The sequence below is a fragment of the Roseateles violae genome (assembly GCF_030410485.1).
Lineage (GTDB): Bacteria > Pseudomonadota > Gammaproteobacteria > Burkholderiales > Burkholderiaceae_C > Roseateles_D > Roseateles_D violae.
This window is the reverse complement of sequence record NZ_JAUHHC010000004.1, coordinates 388,037-405,118: the sequence shown is the minus strand read 5'-3', so window position 1 is coordinate 405,118 and position 17,082 is coordinate 388,037. Positions and strand designations below refer to the sequence as shown.

General features: G+C 69.2%; 17 protein-coding genes and 1 tRNA gene. 9 read left to right on the top strand and 9 right to left on the bottom strand.

Translation table 11 applies throughout. The features are described from left to right. Window positions 1-13 precede the first annotated feature (13 nt). The 5 genes from QWJ38_RS16260 (at window position 14) to QWJ38_RS16240 (ending at window position 5,153) form a co-directional block, all read left to right on the top strand. A complete protein-coding gene (locus QWJ38_RS16260) occupies window positions 14-1,369 on the top strand; it encodes a replication-associated recombination protein A (RefSeq protein WP_290360150.1) in 1,356 nt (451 codons plus the stop codon). Between the two features lie 207 nt (window positions 1,370-1,576). Further along, on the top strand, window positions 1,577-2,500 hold the full coding sequence (locus QWJ38_RS16255; RefSeq protein WP_290360149.1) for a branched-chain amino acid ABC transporter permease: 924 nt from the start codon (window positions 1,577-1,579) through the stop codon (window positions 2,498-2,500). Window positions 2,501-2,512: 12 nt separating this feature from the next. Continuing rightward, window positions 2,513-3,604, top strand: a complete 1,092-nt coding sequence (locus QWJ38_RS16250; RefSeq protein WP_290360148.1) for an ABC transporter permease subunit — start codon at window positions 2,513-2,515, stop codon at window positions 3,602-3,604. Window positions 3,605-3,619: 15 nt separating this feature from the next. Further along, the gene (locus tag QWJ38_RS16245; RefSeq protein ID WP_290360147.1) at window positions 3,620-4,402 is read left to right on the top strand and encodes an ABC transporter ATP-binding protein; all 783 of its coding nucleotides are present in this window, start codon (window positions 3,620-3,622) and stop codon (window positions 4,400-4,402) included. A gap of 22 nt (window positions 4,403-4,424) precedes the next feature. Then, entirely contained in the window at window positions 4,425-5,153 is a 729-nt protein-coding gene (locus tag QWJ38_RS16240) for an ABC transporter ATP-binding protein (protein WP_290360146.1), read from the top strand. A 69-nt stretch (window positions 5,154-5,222) separates the two neighbouring features. Here QWJ38_RS16240 and QWJ38_RS16235 read toward each other — a convergent pair whose 3' ends face one another. From QWJ38_RS16235 to QWJ38_RS16220, 4 genes are all read right to left on the bottom strand, one after another. After that, window positions 5,223-6,269 carry a Bug family tripartite tricarboxylate transporter substrate binding protein gene (locus QWJ38_RS16235; protein WP_290360145.1) on the bottom strand — a complete coding sequence of 349 codons (1,047 nt, stop codon included), beginning with the start codon at window positions 6,267-6,269 and terminating at the stop codon, window positions 5,223-5,225. Window positions 6,270-6,320: 51 nt separating this feature from the next. Next, window positions 6,321-7,436, bottom strand: coding sequence for a Leu/Phe/Val dehydrogenase (locus QWJ38_RS16230; RefSeq protein WP_290360144.1), 1,116 nt, complete (start codon window positions 7,434-7,436; stop codon window positions 6,321-6,323). Between the two features lie 129 nt (window positions 7,437-7,565). Then, window positions 7,566-8,303, bottom strand: coding sequence for a 2OG-Fe dioxygenase family protein (locus tag QWJ38_RS16225; RefSeq protein ID WP_290360143.1), 738 nt, complete (start codon window positions 8,301-8,303; stop codon window positions 7,566-7,568). A gap of 88 nt (window positions 8,304-8,391) precedes the next feature. After that, on the bottom strand, window positions 8,392-9,426 hold the full coding sequence (locus QWJ38_RS16220) for a CDP-6-deoxy-delta-3,4-glucoseen reductase (RefSeq protein ID WP_290360142.1): 1,035 nt from the start codon (window positions 9,424-9,426) through the stop codon (window positions 8,392-8,394). 96 nt (window positions 9,427-9,522) lie between these two features. On the opposite strand from QWJ38_RS16220, the gene QWJ38_RS16215 reads away from it, so the two are divergent. After that, window positions 9,523-10,428, top strand: a complete 906-nt coding sequence (locus QWJ38_RS16215; RefSeq protein ID WP_290360141.1) for an NAD-dependent epimerase/dehydratase family protein — start codon at window positions 9,523-9,525, stop codon at window positions 10,426-10,428. Here the strand turns inward: QWJ38_RS16215 and QWJ38_RS16210 are convergent. From QWJ38_RS16210 to QWJ38_RS16195, 4 genes are all read right to left on the bottom strand, one after another. Beyond that, a complete protein-coding gene (locus tag QWJ38_RS16210; RefSeq protein WP_290360140.1) occupies window positions 10,425-11,003 on the bottom strand; it encodes a rhomboid family intramembrane serine protease in 579 nt (192 codons plus the stop codon). The two genes, QWJ38_RS16215 and QWJ38_RS16210, sit on opposite strands and share 4 nt — an antisense overlap. A 93-nt stretch (window positions 11,004-11,096) precedes the next feature. Then, window positions 11,097-13,376, bottom strand: a complete 2,280-nt coding sequence (locus QWJ38_RS16205) for a SulP family inorganic anion transporter (RefSeq protein WP_290360139.1) — start codon at window positions 13,374-13,376, stop codon at window positions 11,097-11,099. 120 nt (window positions 13,377-13,496) lie between these two features. Beyond that, window positions 13,497-13,919 carry a hypothetical protein gene (locus QWJ38_RS16200; RefSeq protein ID WP_290360138.1) on the bottom strand — a complete coding sequence of 141 codons (423 nt, stop codon included), beginning with the start codon at window positions 13,917-13,919 and terminating at the stop codon, window positions 13,497-13,499. A 223-nt stretch (window positions 13,920-14,142) separates the two neighbouring features. After that, window positions 14,143-14,227 (bottom strand) — tRNA-Leu (locus QWJ38_RS16195). 95 nt (window positions 14,228-14,322) lie between these two features. On the opposite strand from QWJ38_RS16195, the gene cysM reads away from it, so the two are divergent. The 3 genes from cysM (at window position 14,323) to QWJ38_RS16180 (ending at window position 16,089) form a co-directional block, all read left to right on the top strand. Further along, entirely contained in the window at window positions 14,323-15,231 is a 909-nt protein-coding gene (gene cysM, locus QWJ38_RS16190) for a cysteine synthase CysM (protein WP_290360137.1), read from the top strand. After that, complete coding sequence (locus QWJ38_RS16185) at window positions 15,228-15,752, top strand: NUDIX hydrolase (RefSeq protein WP_290360136.1); 525 nt, start codon at window positions 15,228-15,230, stop codon at window positions 15,750-15,752. The genes cysM and QWJ38_RS16185 overlap by 4 nt, the downstream gene beginning before the upstream one ends. A 109-nt stretch (window positions 15,753-15,861) precedes the next feature. Continuing rightward, window positions 15,862-16,089 carry a sulfurtransferase TusA family protein gene (locus tag QWJ38_RS16180; RefSeq protein WP_290360135.1) on the top strand — a complete coding sequence of 76 codons (228 nt, stop codon included), beginning with the start codon at window positions 15,862-15,864 and terminating at the stop codon, window positions 16,087-16,089. A gap of 61 nt (window positions 16,090-16,150) precedes the next feature. Here QWJ38_RS16180 and galU read toward each other — a convergent pair whose 3' ends face one another. After that, window positions 16,151-17,035 carry a UTP--glucose-1-phosphate uridylyltransferase GalU gene (galU, locus tag QWJ38_RS16175; protein WP_290360134.1) on the bottom strand — a complete coding sequence of 295 codons (885 nt, stop codon included), beginning with the start codon at window positions 17,033-17,035 and terminating at the stop codon, window positions 16,151-16,153. Window positions 17,036-17,082: the final 47 nt, after the last annotated feature.

Below are 17,082 nucleotides of genomic sequence, written 5' to 3'. Positions count from 1 at the left end.
GGACAATCGGCGCATGCCGGACACCACCGAATCGCTGTTCCCCGAGATCTCGCCCGCGCCATCGGCGGCGCCCCCCGTCGTGCCGGCTGCCGGCCAGCCGCTGGCCGAGCGGCTGCGGCCGACCCGCCTGGACGAGGTGATCGGCCAGCGCCAGCTCTTGGGCCCCGGCATGCCGCTGCGGGTCGCCTTCGAGTCGGGCCGCCTGCATTCGATGATCCTCTGGGGACCGCCGGGCGTCGGCAAGACGACGCTGGCGCGGCTGATGGCGCAGGCCTTCGACGCCCAGTTCATCACGATCTCGGCCGTGCTGGGCGGCGTCAAGGACATCCGCGAGGCGGTCGAGCGGGCGCAGGCGGTCGCCGCGCAGGGCCGGCGCACCGTCGTCTTCGTCGACGAGGTGCACCGCTTCAACAAGGCGCAGCAGGATGCCTTCCTGCCCCATGTCGAGGCGGGCTTGTTCACCTTTATCGGCGCGACGACCGAGAACCCGTCCTTCGAGGTCAACTCGGCGCTCTTGTCGCGCGCCACCGCCCATGTGCTGAAGTCGCTGGACGAGGCCGATCTGCTGGCCCTGGTCGAGCGCGGTCAGCAGACGCTGCAGGGCCCGCCGATCACGCCCGCCGCGGCCAAGCGCCTGGCCGCCTATGCCGATGGCGATGCACGACGCCTGCTCAATGCGGTCGAGTCGGTGATCTCCCTGTCTCCCCCGGGCACGCCGCAGATCGACGAGGCGGTGCTGGAGCGCGCCTTAGGCGAGCAGTTACGCCGTTATGACAAGGGTGGCGAGCAGTTCTACGACGTGATCTCCGCGCTGCACAAATCGGTGCGCGGCTCCGACCCGGACGCGGCGCTCTACTGGCTGGTGCGCATGCTGGACGGCGGCGTCGACGCGCGCTACATCACGCGCCGCTTGATCCGCATGGCCAGCGAGGACATCGGCCTGGCCGACCCGCGCGCGCTGCGCCTGGCGCTCGATGCGGCCGAGACCTACGAGCGCCTCGGCTCGCCCGAGGGCGAACTGACCCTGGCGCAGGCGGTCGTCTACCTGGCCGTCGCACCAAAGTCGAACGCGGTCTACAGCGCTTACAACCGGGTACGCGCGCTGGTGAAGCAGGATGCCAGCCGGCCGGTGCCCTTGCACCTGCGCAATGCCCCGACCAAGCTGATGGGCGAGCTCGGCTACGGGCGCGAATACCGCTATGCGCATGACGAGCCGGGCGGATTCGCGGCGGGCGTGCACTACCTGCCCGAGGGGCTGCAGGAACAGCGCTTTTACGAGCCGGTGGGGCGCGGCCTGGAGTTGCGCATCGGCGAGAAACTGGCCGAATTGAGGCGCCTCAACGAGGCGGCGCGCGAGCCCTCGGACTGACACTTTTCGCCGCGCCTGTGTGTACGGGTATACACCAACAAAGCGTGCGGAAGACGCACTCCTACAATCCTGCCAGCCTGCAGGAACTTGATGGCCAAGAGGCCCGCCGACTGTCGAAACGGCGGGCATTTTTTTTGCTCATCCTGGGTCTGCACAATGAATGGGTACGCCGTGTTACAGCGTGGCGGACGAACCGGAGAAGCAGTGATGGAAACCTTTTTCCAGCAAATCATCAACGGGCTGGTGCTCGGCAGCATGTACGCGCTGGTTGCCCTGGGCTACACCATGGTCTACGGCATCATCAATCTGATCAATTTCGCGCATGGCGAAATCCTGATGGTCGGGGCCCTGGTCAGCTGGACCGTCGTGGTCGCGCTGGCCGACAGCGGGCTGCCCGGCTGGGCGCTGATGCTGATCGCGCTGGCCTGCGCCATCGTCGTCTGCACGGTGCTGAACTTCGTGGTCGAGAAGATCGCCTACCGGCCGCTGCGCAATGCGCCGCGGCTGGCGCCGCTGATCACCGCGATGGGCATGTCGCTGCTGCTGCAGACCCTGGCGATGATCATCTGGAAGCCGAACCCGAAACCCTTCCCGCTGCTGCTGCCGACGACGCCGATCGATCTGGGCGGCCCGGTGATCACGGTCACGCAATGCCTGATCCTGGGCCTGACCGTCGTGATCCTGGCCGGCCTGATGTGGCTGGTCAATCACACCAAGCTGGGCCGCGCGATGCGCGCCACCGCCGAGAACCCGCGCGTGGCCGGCCTGATGGGCGTCAAGCCCGATTTCATCATCTCCACCACCTTTGTCATCGGCGCGGCGCTGGCCGCGGTGGCCGGCCTGATGTGGGCGGCCAACTACGGCACGGTGCAGCACACGATGGGCTTCATGCCGGGTCTGAAGGCCTTCACCGCGGCGGTGCTCGGCGGCATCGGCAATCTGGCCGGTGCGATGGTGGGCGGCGTGCTCTTGGGCCTGATCGAGGCGATCGGCGCCGGTTATCTGGGCGATCTGACCGGCGGCGTGCTGGGCAGCCATTACGCCGACATCTTCGCCTTCATCGCGCTGATCCTGGTGCTGACCCTGAGGCCCTCGGGCCTGCTGGGCGAACGCGTCGCCGACCGCGCCTGAGGAGAACTCACCATGCAAAAACAGAACAAACTCGTGGTCTTCCTGCTGGCGGCGCTGGGCCTGCTGGTCGTGCCGTTGATCGCGCAGCAGTTCGGCAACGGCCCAGTGCGCATCATCGACCTGGCCCTGCTGTACGTGATGCTGGCGCTGGGCCTGAATATCGTGGTCGGCTACGCCGGCCTGCTGGATCTCGGCTATGTGGCCTTCTATGCGGTCGGCGCCTATATGTTTGCGCTGCTCGGCAGCCCGCATCTGAGCGAGAACTTCGAGGCGATCCAGGCGGCCTTTCCGGCCGGCCTGCACTCGCCCTGGTGGCTGGTGATCCCGCTGGGCGCCGGCCTGGCCGGCTTCTTCGGCGTCGTGCTGGGCGCCCCGACCCTGAAGCTGCGCGGCGATTACCTGGCCATCGTGACCCTGGGCTTCGGCGAGATCATCCGCGTGTTCCTGAACAATCTGGAATACCCGGCCAATATCACCAACGGCCCGCGCGGCATCGGTCAGATCGACTCCTTCAATGTGTTCGGCTTCGATCTGGGCAAGTCGCACGAGATCTTCGGCCTGACCGTGCCGGCGGTGTCGATGTACTACTACCTGTTCCTGCTGTTGGTGGTCATCAGCGTGCTGATCTGCTACCGGCTGGAGAACTCGCGCATCGGCCGCGCCTGGATGGCGATCCGCGAGGACGAGATCGCCGCCAAGGCGATGGGCATCAACACCCGCAATATGAAGCTGCTGGCCTTCGGCATGGGCGCCACTTTCGGCGGCGTCGCCGGCTCGATGTTCAGCGCCTTCCAGGGCTTCGTCTCGCCGGAATCGTTCAGCCTGCAGGAGTCGGTGATGATCGTCGCGATGGTGGTGCTGGGCGGCATCGGCCACATCCCCGGCGTGATCCTCGGCGCCCTGCTGCTGTCGGCGCTGCCCGAGGTGCTGCGCTATGTCGCCGGCCCGCTGCAGGAGATGACCGGCGGCCGCCTGGATGCCTCCATCCTGCGCCAGCTGCTGGTGGCGCTGGCGATGATCAGCGTGATGCTGGTGCGCCCGCGCGGCCTCTGGCCCTCGCCCGAGCATGGCAAGGTCGCCCCGACGCCGAAGGCCGCGAAGTAAGGAAGAGAGCATTCCATGAGCACCACAGACATCGTGTTGAACGTCAGCGGCGTGTCCAAGCGCTTCGGCGGCCTGCAGGCGCTGTCCGACGTCGGCATCCAGATCCGCGCCGGCCAGGTCTATGGCCTGATCGGCCCGAACGGCGCCGGCAAGACCACCTTCTTCAATGTGCTGACCGGTCTGTACACGCCCGACAGCGGCAGCTTCGCGCTCGGCGGCGAGCCCTACACGCCGCAGGCGGTGCACCAGGTCGCCAAGGCCGGCATCGCGCGCACCTTCCAGAACATCCGCCTGTTCGCCGACATGACGGCGCTGGAGAACGTGATGGTCGGCCGGCATATCCGCACCCAGTCGGGCCTGCTCGGCGCGGTGCTGCGCACGCCCGGCTTCAAGGCCGAGGAGGCGGCCATCGCCAAGCGCGCGCAGGAGCTGCTCGATTACGTCGGTATCGGCCGTTATGCCGAGTACAAGGCCCGCACGCTCAGCTATGGCGACCAGCGGCGCCTGGAGATCGCGCGCGCGCTGGCCACCGATCCGAAGCTGATCGCGCTGGACGAGCCGGCCGCCGGCATGAACGCGACCGAGAAGGTCGTGCTGCGCGAGCTGATCGACCGCATCCGCAACGACGGCCGCACGATTCTCTTGATCGAGCACGACGTCAAGCTGGTGATGGGCTTGTGCGACCGCGTCACCGTGCTGGACTACGGCAAGCAGATCGCCGAGGGCACGCCGGCCGAGGTGCAGCGCAACGAGAAGGTCATCGAGGCCTATCTGGGCGCCGGCCATGCGGCCCATTGAACGGCCTTAACGGGAACTGAATATGGCAGCAAGCGAGAACAACAAGGTCCTGCTCAAGATCGAAGGCCTGAAGGTGGCCTATGGCGGCATCCAGGCCGTCAAGGGCGTCAGCTTCGAGGTCCGCGAGGGCGAGTTGGTCAGCCTGATCGGCGCCAATGGCGCCGGCAAGACGACGACGCTGAAGGCGGTCACCGGCATCCAGCCGGCCGCTGCAGGCCGCATCGAGTACCTGGGCCAGGAGATCCGCGGCCGCGGCGCCTGGAACCTGGTCAAGCAGGGCCTGGTGATGGTGCCCGAGGGCCGCGGCACCTTCACCCGCATGACGATCACCGAGAACCTGCAGATGGGCGCCTATATCCGCAGCGACAAGGAGATCGCCAGCGATATGGAGCGCATCTTCACGATCTTTCCGCGCCTGAAGGAACGCCGCAACCAGCTGGCCGGCACCATGTCGGGCGGCGAGCAGCAGATGCTGGCCATGGGCCGCGCGCTGATGACGCGGCCCAAGCTGCTGCTGCTGGACGAGCCCTCGATGGGCCTGTCGCCCATCATGGTGGACAAGATCTTCGAGGTCGTCGACGACATCCACAAGCAGGGCGTGACGGTGCTGCTGGTCGAGCAGAATGCCAGCCGCGCGCTGCAACTGGCCAATCGCGGTTATGTGATGGAGTCCGGCGAGGTGACGATGAGCGGCGAGGGCATGACCTTGCTGAACGACCCCAAGGTGCGCGCCGCCTATCTGGGCGAGTAATTCCGGGGGAGTAAGGCGGGCGCCGCGCGGCGCTCGCAGGATCAAAACAGGCGCCGCGGGCGCCTGTTTTCATTGCATTCCGTCGAGCCGGCCGCCGCTGCGCTTGCTCATCTGTTCGTGCCGCTGCAGATCGGTCTTGACCAGCGCGGCCAGCTGCTCGGGCGTGCTGGGCGAGGCCTCGGCCTTCAGGGTGTCTAGGCGCTCGCGCAGCTCGGGCGTGGCCAGCGCCTCGGTGAAGATGCCGTTCAGCCGCGCGGTCAGCGCCGGCGTCATCCGCGCCGGGCCGAACAGGCCGAACCAGATGCCCACGTCGAAGCCGTCCAGGCCCAGGCCCGGCGCGCTCTCGGCCAGAGTCGGCAGCTCCGGCATGCTGCTGCTGCGCCGCGCGGTGCTGACCGCCAGCGCGCGCAGCTTGCCGGACTTGATGCCGGGCGCGGCACTGGCCAGGTTCTGAAAGCTCAGATCGACCTCGCCGCCGAGCAGGCCCTTGAGCGCCGGATTGATGCCGGCATAGGGCAGGTGGGTGATGAAGACATTGCAGCGCGCCTTCAGCAGTTCGGCCGCCAGATGGCCGGTGCTGCCGATGCCGGTCGAGCCATAGCTGAGCTTGCCCGGATGCTGGCGCGCATAGGCGATCAGATCGGCGACGCTGTTCAGCCCCAGGCGCCTGGCGCTGTCGGCATTGACGACCAGCACATTGGGCATGCGCGCCAGCAGGGTGATCGGCGTGAAGTCGCGCACCGGGTCATAGAGCTTGCTGGCGCCCAGCCAGGGATTGATCGCATGGGTGATGACGGTGCCCAGGAGCAGCGTCGAACCGTCCGGCGCCGCCCGGGCGACCGATTCGGTGCCCAGGCTGCCGCGCAGGCCGGCGCGGTTGTCGATGACGATGGGGCCGAGCCGTTCCTGGGTGCGCTCCGCGAGCGCGCGGGCCAGTACATCGGTGGCGCCGCCGGGGGCGAAGGGAACGACCAGCCGGGTGCCCGGCTTGCTGCTCAGGCTATTGGCGGCACTCGGGGCGCCAAGCAGCACCTGCGCCAGGCCGGCCGGGGTGGCCAGCAGACTCGCCGCGCCGGCCAGCATGCGGCGGCGGCTTGTCGGGATCATCAAACTCATAGGCCCCGGAGCCTAGCAGCCCCGGGGCCTGTTCCGCATCGGGACAAGGCCTCAGTTCGGCTTGATCAGTTTGGAGCGCGCCCACGCATCGGCGATGCGGCCCGGCGTGGCGTCGCCGCCGGCCGTCTTGACGCGCTCGAGCAGCTCGGTGACCCGATCGGCGATCTTGCCGACCTCGGCCATCACCGCCTGCTCCTCGCCCTCGCCACGGTATTCGCGCGCGACGCTGATGATGCCGCCTGCATTGACCAGGTAGTCGGGCAGATAGGTGATGCCGCGCGCCTGCAGCGCATCGCCGTCGGCCACGGTGGCCAGCTGGTTGTTGGCCGCGCCGGCCACCAGCCGGGCGCGCAGGGTCGGGATCGACTGGGCGTTCAGCGCCGCGCCGAGGGCGTTCGGCGCCAGCACGTCGACGTCGGCGGCCAGGATCTCATGCACGCCCACGGCCTGCGCACCGAGCAGCTCTTGCGCGCGGGCGACCTTGGCCGCGTCGATGTCGGCGACGACCAGCTTGGCACCGGCCTGGTGCAGGAATTCGGCCAGATGCCAGCCGACGGCGCCGAGGCCCTGCAGGGCGACACGCACGCCTTCCAGCGACTCGCGGCCCAGCACCTGGCGCACGCCGGCGCGGATGGACACGAACACGCCCCAGGCCGTCTTCGGGCTCGGGTCGCCACCGAAGGCGCCGGCGCGCGGGATGCCGCTGACGAACTGCGTGTGGGCCTGCATGCCCAGCATGTCGGCCGTCGTCGTGCCGACGTCCTCGGCCGTGATGTAGGCGCCTTCCAGCGACTGGACGGCGCGGCCGAAGGCGGCGAACAGGGCCGGGCGGTCGAAGGCGCCGGCCGGCTTGATGATGACGGCCTTGCCGCCGCCGAAGGGCAGATCGGCTAGCGCGTTCTTCAGGCTCATGCCTTGCGACAGGCGCAGCGCGTCGTTCAGCGCCGACAGCTCGTTGTCGTAGCTCCACAGGCGGCAGCCACCGAAGGCCGGGCCGCGGGCGGTGCTGTGCACGGCCAGGATGGCCTTCAGGCCGGTCTGTTCATCGGCGGCCAGCAGCACGCGCTCATGCGGGGCTTGATCCGGCAGGCCGAAGAGGGAGGAGGGGAGGGATGCGGCGCCCGAATGTTCGGAAATGGCGCGCGCGAGATCGGTGACAGCGTTCATGGCGTGTTGGCACTCGTGATGCGGTTGGGAAAGGAACCGGCGACTTGTGGTCGCCGGCGCCCGCAAGTGTAGTGGGCGCCAGCCGGCGGCCGGACAGCCGCTTGCGCATGAAGCGATGCCGGGATGGTATTACTGGGCCTGTTCGGGCCCCTGGAAGCCACCGCCGCGCAGGGTGACGACCAGGGTGTCGCGATGGCCATGCTCGGCCGTCGGCTGGATCGGCGTGGTCTCGTGGATCACCCGCTCGTCGTCCAGCAGCAGCAGGGTCCAGGGCGCGCTCATGGTGAAGCGCTGGCCGTTCGGGCCCTGCGCCTCGAAGACGCGCGATTCGCCGCCCTTGATGCCCTGGCGGTCGACCAGGAAGACGGCCACCAGATCGACGCCGTCGCGGTGCGCGCCCTCCGGCGTCGGCCGGCCGATGCCGTCGGTCGTGTCGATGCGGAACTGGTGCGCCTCGATGAACCAGGGCTGCTCGCCCTTCAGGCCCGAGGCGATGCGGGCCAGGCCCAGCAGCAGCCGCTGCCAGGCCGGCTGGGCCAGTGCCGCGGCCGCCATTGGCTCGAACCAGCGCTCGATGCCGCCATGCAGGGCGTTGTAGTCCAGCGGCTGCCAATGCGCGCGGTGCGGGGCCAGCGTCAGCGCCCTGCCGTCGGCGATGAAGCAGCTGTGGCGGCGGAAACGATAGCGGCCGCCGTCCTTCAGATAGGCATCGGGGGGCAGGTCGTTCCAGAACGGGGCCAGCGCCGCCAGTTCCTTCGTCTCGCAGCCCAGGCCGGCAGCCAGGCTCTCCGGCGCCAGCACGGCATGGCCGAGCCGACGGAGCTGCTGCTCGAATCGATCGACCGGAACGTAAGGCGGCTCGAACATCACGGGGCTTTATCCAAGGTGCTTGTGGCTACGGCTCACATCGCCGTTGGCGATATGAGCCTGCGCCGCAAGCATGGCTGAACGCTGTTCAGCCATGCTTGTCGGCCTCGGACGTGAACGAGTCCGCGTAGAACTCCTCGTCCGGCAGATTGCATTGCGAGACGAAGTCGCGATGCGCGGAGTCGACCATGATGGGCGCGCCGCAGGCATAGACCTGATGCCCCGACAGATCGGGCAGGTCGGCCATCACCGCCTGGTGGACGAAGCCGGTGCGGCCGGTCCACGCGTCCTCGGGCTTAGGCTCGGACAGCACCGGGATGTACGTCAGGTTCGGCAGCCGCGCGGCCGCCTCCAGCGCCCAGTCATGCAGGTACAAATCGGCCTTGCTGCGGCAGCCCCAGTACAGCGTCGTCGGGCGCGTCAGGGCCAGGTGCTCGATGCGCTCGATGATGGCCTTGATCGGCGCGAAGCCGGTGCCGCTGGCCAAGAGCAGCATCGGCTTGTCCGAGTCCTCGCGCAGGAAGAAGCTGCCGAACGGGCCCTCCATGCGCAGGATGTCTTTTTCCTTCATCGTGCCGAACACATGGTCGGTGAACTTGCCGCCCGGCATATGGCGGATGTGCAGCTCGACGGCCGGCGGGGTGCCCAGATTGTGCGGGGCATTGGCCATGCTGTAAGAGCGGCGCGAGCCGTCGCGCAGAATGAACTCGACGTACTGACCGGCATGGAACTGGAAGTTCTGCGTGGCCGGCAGCTGCAGGCGCACGACGGCCACGTCGCCGGCCGGCTTCTCCAGCGTCATCACGCGGCTGGGCAGCTTGAGCACGGCGAACTCGCCGGCGCCGGGCACCGTGCGCGCTTCCAGCACGCAGTCGGTCTGCGGCGTCGCACAGCAGGTCAGCACATAGCCGGCTTCCTCTTCCAGCGGCGTCAGGGTCTTGCTCTGGTGCGCGCCATGGATCACGCGGCCCTCGAGCAGCTTGCTCTTGCAGGAGCCGCAAGCGCCATCACGGCAGCCATAGGGCAGACCGACGCCCTGGCGGATCGCGGCGCCAAGCATGGTTTCGTCGCGTTCGACCTCGAAGACGCGGCCGCTGGGTTGTACGGTGACCTGGAAATTCATGATGAAGGCTGGGGCGCTGGACGCCGTCTGGACGCGAAAGCGGCCCGCGCTTGCCGGGCCGTACACTGGGCCGCCATTTTGCCTGAGCTTCACCCGATGTCCGCCAAGCCCTCCGCCACGGCCCTGCTGGCCAAAAGGCCACGCCTGCTGATCGTCGGCTGCGGCGATATCGGCCTGCGGGTGCTGCGGCTCTTGCGCGGCCGCTGGCGGATTGCCGCACTGAGCTCCAATCCGCAGCGCGTCGACGAGCTGCGCGCCGCCGGCGCGACGCCGCTGCTGGGCGATCTGGACCGGCCCGAGACGCTGGCCCGCCTGGCCGGCTGGGCCGATGCGGTGCTGCACCTGGCGCCGCCGCAGGCCGAGGGGGATGAGGACCGGCGCAGCCTGGCGCTCTTGCGTGCCTTGGCACGCAAGTCGCCGCCGCGGCGCCTGGTCTACGCGAGCACGACCGGCGTCTATGGCGACTGCGGCGGCGCGCGCTTCGACGAGACGCGGCCGGTGGCGCCGACGACCGCGCGCGCGCGCCGCCGGGTCGACGCCGAACGGCGGCTGCGCTGGTTCGGCGCCGCCTTCGGTTGCAGCGTGACGATTCTGCGCGTGCCGGGCATCTATGCCGCCGACCGGCCCGGCGGCCATCCGCGTGAGCGCCTGGCGGCCGGCAAGCCGGTGCTGCGGCGCGAGGACGATGTCTACACCAACCACATCCATGCCGAGGATCTGGCGCGCGCCTGCGTGCTGGCGCTGTCGCGCGGCCGGCCGCAGCGCGCCGTCCATGTCTGCGACGACAGCGAGCTGCTGATGGGCGACTATTTCGATCTGGCCGCCGATCTCTGCGGCCTGCCGCGGCCGCCGCGCGTCGGCCGGGCCGAGGCGGCGGCGCTGATGACGCCGCTGCAGCTGAGCTTCCTGAGCGAATCGCGGCGGCTCGCCAACAGCCGGCTGAAGACCGAGCTGCGCCTGCGGCTGCGCTATCCGCAGCCGGCGCTGGGGCTGCTGGCCTAGCGCCGGCGGCCGCCGCGCCAGTAGCGGATCAGCAGATAGGCGCCGAGCATGCCGCCCAGATGCGCGAAATGGGCGACGCCGCTGCTGCCGCCCAGGCCCAGCAGCAGTTCCAGCCCACCGAAGATCGCCACGAAGACCTTGGCCTTCATCGGGATCGGCGGGAACAGCGGCACGATGATGCGGTTCGGGAACAGCATGCCGAAGGACAGCAGCAGGCCGAACAGCGCGCCGGAGGCGCCCACCGTCGGCGCGTAGGAACCCATCAGGAAGGTGAAGATCAGCTGGACGATGGCCGCGCTCAGCGTGCTGGCGAGCAGGATCTGCGTGTAGCGACGGCCGCCCCAGACACGCTCCAGTTCGGAGCCGAACATCCACAGGCCCAGCATATTGAAGAACAGATGCCACTCGCTGCCATGCAGAAAGGCGTAGCTGATCAGCTGCCAGGGAAAGAAATTGCCCGACTGCAGCGGCCACAACTCGAACGGGCCCTGCAATCCCGGCGCCAGGAAGAACAGGCAGTACAGGCCCACGCAGGCCAGCATGAATGCTTTGGTAACCGAGGGGATCGGGGGCATGGATTCTCTGTTGAACTCTCGTGATGCCTGAGGGCTATGCAGGCGCCGAGCACCCTGCGAGGCCCCGAGTGTATGCGCAGCGGCGCCGGTGACTCAGCGCGCCAGCGCCGCCGCCAGCTCGCGCGTGACGCCCGCCAGCCGCGCCGACAGCTGCAGGCTCATATTGCGCAGCAGCTTGTCGGCCAATGCCGGGCGTTCGTGGCGCAGCGCCTCGAAGGCCGCGCGCTCCAGCCGCATCAGCCACAGCGCGGTCTCGGCGCGCGCCTCGGTGCTGCGCGGCTCACCGCTGAGCAGGGCCAGCTCGCCCAGGATCACGCCGGGCGCGAGCAGGGCGAGCCGGCGCGCGGCGCCGCCGGCGGCGGGCAAGAGCACGGCGATCTCGCCCTCGATGCTGACGTAGAGCGCGTCGCCGGCATCGCCGGCCGCGAAGATGCGCTCGCCCGGCGCGTGCTGGCGGCCCTGCATGCGGCCGGCCAGCCAGTCGAGCTCCTCGGCATCCAAGCCCTGGCCCAGCTGCGTCTGCGCCAGGCTCAGCCGCGCCGGCTGCGGTGCCGCCTCGAAGCGCTCGCGCCGCAGCAGATCGTCCTCGGCCCATTGCAGCGCCTGATCGATGTCGGCGTAGAGCCGCAGGCCGCCGGCCTGCCCATGCACATCGCCGGCGAGCAGCGCCTGCAGGCGCGGATCGCTTGCGTCGCCCCATTCGGCGAGCAGCAGATGCTTGCCGCGCGCCTCGCAATCGGCGGCGAACTCGAGCAGGAAGCGCGCCCCGGTGCCGTCGACGGCGCCGATGCGGTGCAGGCCCAGCACCAGGTAGTCGACCTCGTCCACCAGCTCGCGCAGCCGTGCGATCAGCGGCTCGGCCGTGCCGAAGAACAGCGGCCCCTCCAGCTCCAGCACCGCAATGCGCCGGCCCTCGCGCTGCAGCAGCGCCTGGGCGGCGGGCAGGCGCTGCTTGATCGAACGGCGCTGATCGCCGCGCAGCGAGGAGCGCAGCAGGCCGCGCGCCTGGCCGCGCACGAACAGCAGCATGGCCAGCAGCACGCCCACGCCCACCGCCAGCGCCACGCCGCGCCAGATCACCAGCAGCGCGACCAGCGCCATCAGCAGGTAGTCCAGCAGCAGGCCGCGCCGCTGCGCCGGCACAAGGCCGCCGGCCCACAGGCGGCGCGGTGCGCGCAGGCTCCAGTCGTCGAACATCTGCAGGCCGACCAGCAGCAGCGAGGCACCCAGCGCACTCATCGGCACCTGGCCCAGCAGGGTCGGTGCCAGCCACAGGCACAGCAGGATCAGCAGGCCGTACAGCGCGACCGAGAACTGCCGGCTGCCGCCGGCCTGGAAATGCAGGCGGCTGCGGCCCAGTGCCGGCGCGCTCGGCTGGCCGCCGACCAGGGCCGCGGCGACATTGGACACGCCCTGGGCCAGCAGTTCGCGCCGGCCGTCATGCCGGCGGCCGCGCAGGCCGTCCATCGCGCCGGCGACCAGCAGGCTGTCCAGGGTGCAGAGCAGGCAGGCGGCGGCCGCGAAGGCCAGCAGATGCGGCAGCAGCGGCCACAGCGCCGGCTCCTGCGCCAATCGCAGGCCCTGCAGCAGCAGATCGCCGTCCGGCGGCGGCAACCGGGCCGGCACCTGCAAGGTCGGCCCCGGCGCCAGCAGGTCGCTGATGCTCAGCAGCTGGTGGCAGGCGATGCCGCCCAGCATCGCGCTGAGGCCGGCCGGCATCAGCCGGCCCCGCCAGCGCAGCGGCCACCGGCCCAGCGCCAGCGCGACCAGACCGACCAGCAGCGCGCCGGCTTCGGTCTGCCGCAGCAGAAGCGGCAGCTTGGTCAGCGTGGCCAGCACGCCGTCGGCCGACAGCGGCAGGCCCAGCAGCAGCGGCAGGCTGCCGACCAGCAGCAGCACCGCGACGCCGTTGACGAAGCCGGCGCGCACCGGATGCGGCAGGAACTGCGCCAGCCGCGCCAGGTTCAGGCCGGCCAGCAGCAGTTGCAGCAGGCCGGTCAGCGCGACGCCGATCGCCGTCAGTGCCAGCAGCAACCCGACATCGGCGCCGCTGCCATCGGGCAATTGCGTTTCGGGCCGCAGCATCAGGCTGCTCAGCAGGCCGGCGACCAGCAGGGTCGTGGCCGGGCGCGGGCCCAGGATCAGATTGCGGCTGCCCGCCAGGCTGGCGGCCAGATGGGCCGCGGCGGTGCCGAACAGCGCCGTCGCCAGCGCCTGGTGGGCAAGATCCGGCCCCAGCGGCGCGAAGGCGAGCAGGCCGTAGAAGGCGGCGAACGGCGTTTGCACCGCCGCCGTCGTCAGCGCCGCCAGCAGGGCCGGCGGCCATTCCCGTTTCGCCCGGGCCAGGGGCCCGTCGGCTTGCGCTGTCTGCATGGCCCTCGCTCTCCCGGGCATCACGCAGCGATGCCGAAGGCGCGAGGATAGCCGAGCGGCGCCGAAGTCCCGGCGCCTGCTAGGGACGAATTCGAGCGGACTGTGCGCTCCGCGGGCGACTTAGATCGACTCGGGGCCGAAGGAGAAGGCGCCCGCGCCGCTGGCCTTGAACTTCAGCTCGCCGCCGGCGGTGACCTTGGCGCCCGCCTCGATCAGCTTGCCGCCGCAGGAGTTGCCCGGATGTGCGGCAATCGTGTAATTGCCTGGCGGCAGGAACACTTCGACCTTCTGCGCCGGCCACAGCTCGGCGACCGCCTTCGCGTCGACAAACACCCGCGAGGCGCAGCCGGCGATGGCCATGCCCTCGCCACGCTTGACGACGATCTTGCCGTAGCCGGCCTGCGGCGTCGTCAGGCGGGCATCCAGCACCTGGCTCGCCGGCACGGCCGCGATGCCATCCGCCGGTGCCGAGATGTTCGCGCAGGCGGCAAGGCCCAGCGCGGCGGCAAGAGCGGAGAGAGAGGTAAGCGGGCGGGCAGGCATGGGACGTAACTGAAAGTAAGAGCGGCGCCATTATCGCGATGTACCCGCATGTAATCGCCGCCTGGCGCCCATTCGCTCCCCGATTCACGGGGCGGGTATTCCGCTAGGCATCGCTGCGCGGGTGATCGTTCCGCGGATGCCGGGGATTCAATTCGGGCGGCGCAAAGAAAAAGCCCCGCGTCGCGGGGCTTTGCTGCTTCAACGGCTCACTGCGCATCAACTCTGGTGCCCGGGGCCGGACTCGAACCGGCACACCTTGCGGCGGGGGATTTTGAGTCCCCTGCGTCTACCGATTTCGCCACCCGGGCCAGGGTGCGCGAGGTATCGCTGCTGAAGCCCAACATTATGCCATGCAAAGAACGCCGCCCCAGCAGAGCCGCGCGTTGGCTGCCACAATCGCCGCATGAGCACAAAAGACTATCTGAGCCTCGAGGATGTGATCGGCAACACGCCGCTGGTGCGGCTGCAGCGCCTGCTGCGCGACAGCGAGGCGCGCGGCAATGTGATCCTGGCCAAGCTGGAGGGCAACAACCCGGCCGGTTCGGTCAAGGACCGGCCGGCGATCAGCATGATCCGCTGTGCCGAGCAGCGCGGCGAGATCAAGCCCGGCGACACCCTGATCGAGGCGACCTCGGGCAATACCGGAATCGCGCTGGCGATGGCCGCGGCGATCCGCGGCTACCGCATGCTCCTGATCATGCCGGAGGACCTGTCGATCGAGCGTGCGCAGACGATGAAGGCCTTCGGCGCCGAACTGATCCTGACGCCGCGCTCGGGCGGCATGGAGTACGCGCGCGATCTGGCCGAGCAGATGCAGCGCGACGGCAAGGGCCGGGTGCTGGACCAGTTCGCCAACGCCGACAACCCGCGTGTCCACTACGAGACCACCGGCCCCGAGCTCTGGCGCGATACCGACGGGCGGATCACGCACTTCGTCAGCGCGATGGGCACGACCGGCACCATCACCGGCGTGTCGCGCTTCCTGAAGGAGAAGAACCCCGCCATCCGCATCATCGGTGCCCAGCCGGCCGAGGGCTCGCGCATCCCCGGCATCCGCAAATGGCCGGAGGCCTATCTGCCGAAGATCTACAACCCGGCGGCCGTCGACGAGCTGGTGCTGGTCGGCCAGGCCGACGCCGAGGAGATGGCGCGGCGGCTGGCGCGGGAGGAGGGCCTGTTCGGTGGCATCTCCGCGGCCGGCGCCTGCTGGGTTGCGCTGCAACTGGCGCGCACGGTCGAGAACGCGACCATCGTCTTCGTCGTCTGCGATCGCGGCGATCGCTATCTGTCCACCGGCGTGTTCCCCGCGTGAACACGACCTATCGTTTCTGCCCCAGCTGCGCCAGCGAGCTGGCGCTGCTGAGCCTGGAGGAGGACGGTGGACCCAAGACGAGGCTGCGCTGCCCGGCCTGCGGCTTCACGCACTGGAACAACCCGACGCCGGTGCTGGCCGCGGTGATCGAATGCGTGGACCGAGAGGGTCAGGTTTTGCTGGCGCGCAATGCCGCCTGGCCCGGGCGCTTCTTCGGCCTGATCACCGGCTTCATGGAGGCCGGTGAAACGCCGGAAGAGGGCATACGGCGCGAGGTGGCCGAGGAGACCTCGCTGCAGGTCGAGCGCCTGCAGTTGCTGGGCGTCTGGGACTTCCAGCGCATGAACCAGGTCATCATTGCGTACCACGCCGAGGCGCGCGGCGAGATCCGGCTCTCGCCCGAACTGGCGGAATACAAGCTGATCGCGCCCGAGAAGGTCCGCTGCTGGCCGCAGGGCACCGGCCAGGCGCTGGCGACCTGGCTGCGCAGCAAGGGCATCGAGCCGCAGTGGCTGGAGTGAGCCGGAACTGAACGTGAACCGCGCTAACGGTGATCGTTCCGAGTAGGCTCATGTCGCATTGCGACGTGACGCCGGAACTAAAATAGCGCCAGCAAAGGACGATGCCCCGATGGATGCCCACAAAGAACTCGATACCCGCGGCCTGAACTGCCCGCTGCCCATTCTGAAGGCGAAGAAGGCCTTGGCCGAGATGGAAAGCGGCCAGCTGCTGAAGGTCGTCGCCACCGACCCAGGCTCGATGCGCGACTTCCAGGCCTTTGCGCGCCAGACCGGCAACGAGCTGGTCGAGCAGAGCAGCGCCGGCGACGAATTCGTCCACGTGCTCAAGCGCCGCTGAGCCGGCCGAGCGATGAAAAAGGCCACGCATGCGTGGCCTTTTTTTTGACTTGGCAGCGGCCTCAGACGTCCAGGCCGCGCAGATAGTCGCGGAAGCCCGGGCCCAGTTGCGGGTGCGCCAGCGCCAGCTCGACATTGGCCTGCAGAAAGCCTTCCTTGCTGCCGCAGTCGTAGCGCTTGCCCTCGTAGCGGTAGGCGAACACCTTCTCGCGGCGCAGGAGGCCGGCGATGCCGTCGGTCAGCTGGATCTCGCCGCCGACGCCGCGCGGCTGCGTGGCAATCTCGTGGAAGACGCCCGGCGTCAGGATGTAGCGGCCGGCCACGCCCAGGCGCGAGGGCGCGACCTCGGGTGCCGGCTTCTCGACGATTCGGCTGACGTCGACCAGCTTGTCGTTGACCGCCGCGCCGTCGACGATGCCGTAGCGCCGCGTGTGCTCGGCCGGCACCTCCTGTACGGCCAGGATGGAGGCGCGCCAGTCGGCAAACTGCTCGACCATCTGCCTGAGCACCGGCTGGCCACCGTCGGGGCCGACCATCAGGTCGTCGGCCAGCAGGACGGCGAAGGGCTCGTTGCCGACCAGGCGCTGCGCGCACAGTACCGCATGGCCGAGGCCCAGGGCCTGGGCCTGGCGTACATAGATGCACTCCATATCGTCGGGCTTGACGCTGCGCACGACGTCCAGCAGCTCCTGCTTACCCGCCTGTTCGAGGGCTACCTCGAGCTCGAAAGTCATGTCAAAGTGATCTTCGATCGGGCGCTTGTGCCGGCCCGTCACAAAAATCATCTCCCGCACGCCGGCGGCATAGGCTTCCTCGACGGCGTACTGGATCAGGGGCTTGTCCACCACCGGCAGCATTTCCTTGGGCTGCGCCTTGGTCGCGGGCAGGAAACGGGTGCCGAGGCCGGCGACGGGAAAGATTGCCTTCGTGACTGCTGATCGTGTCATAAACATACACTTGAGGTTGGGCTTCGGGCCATTGTTGCACGAGCTCT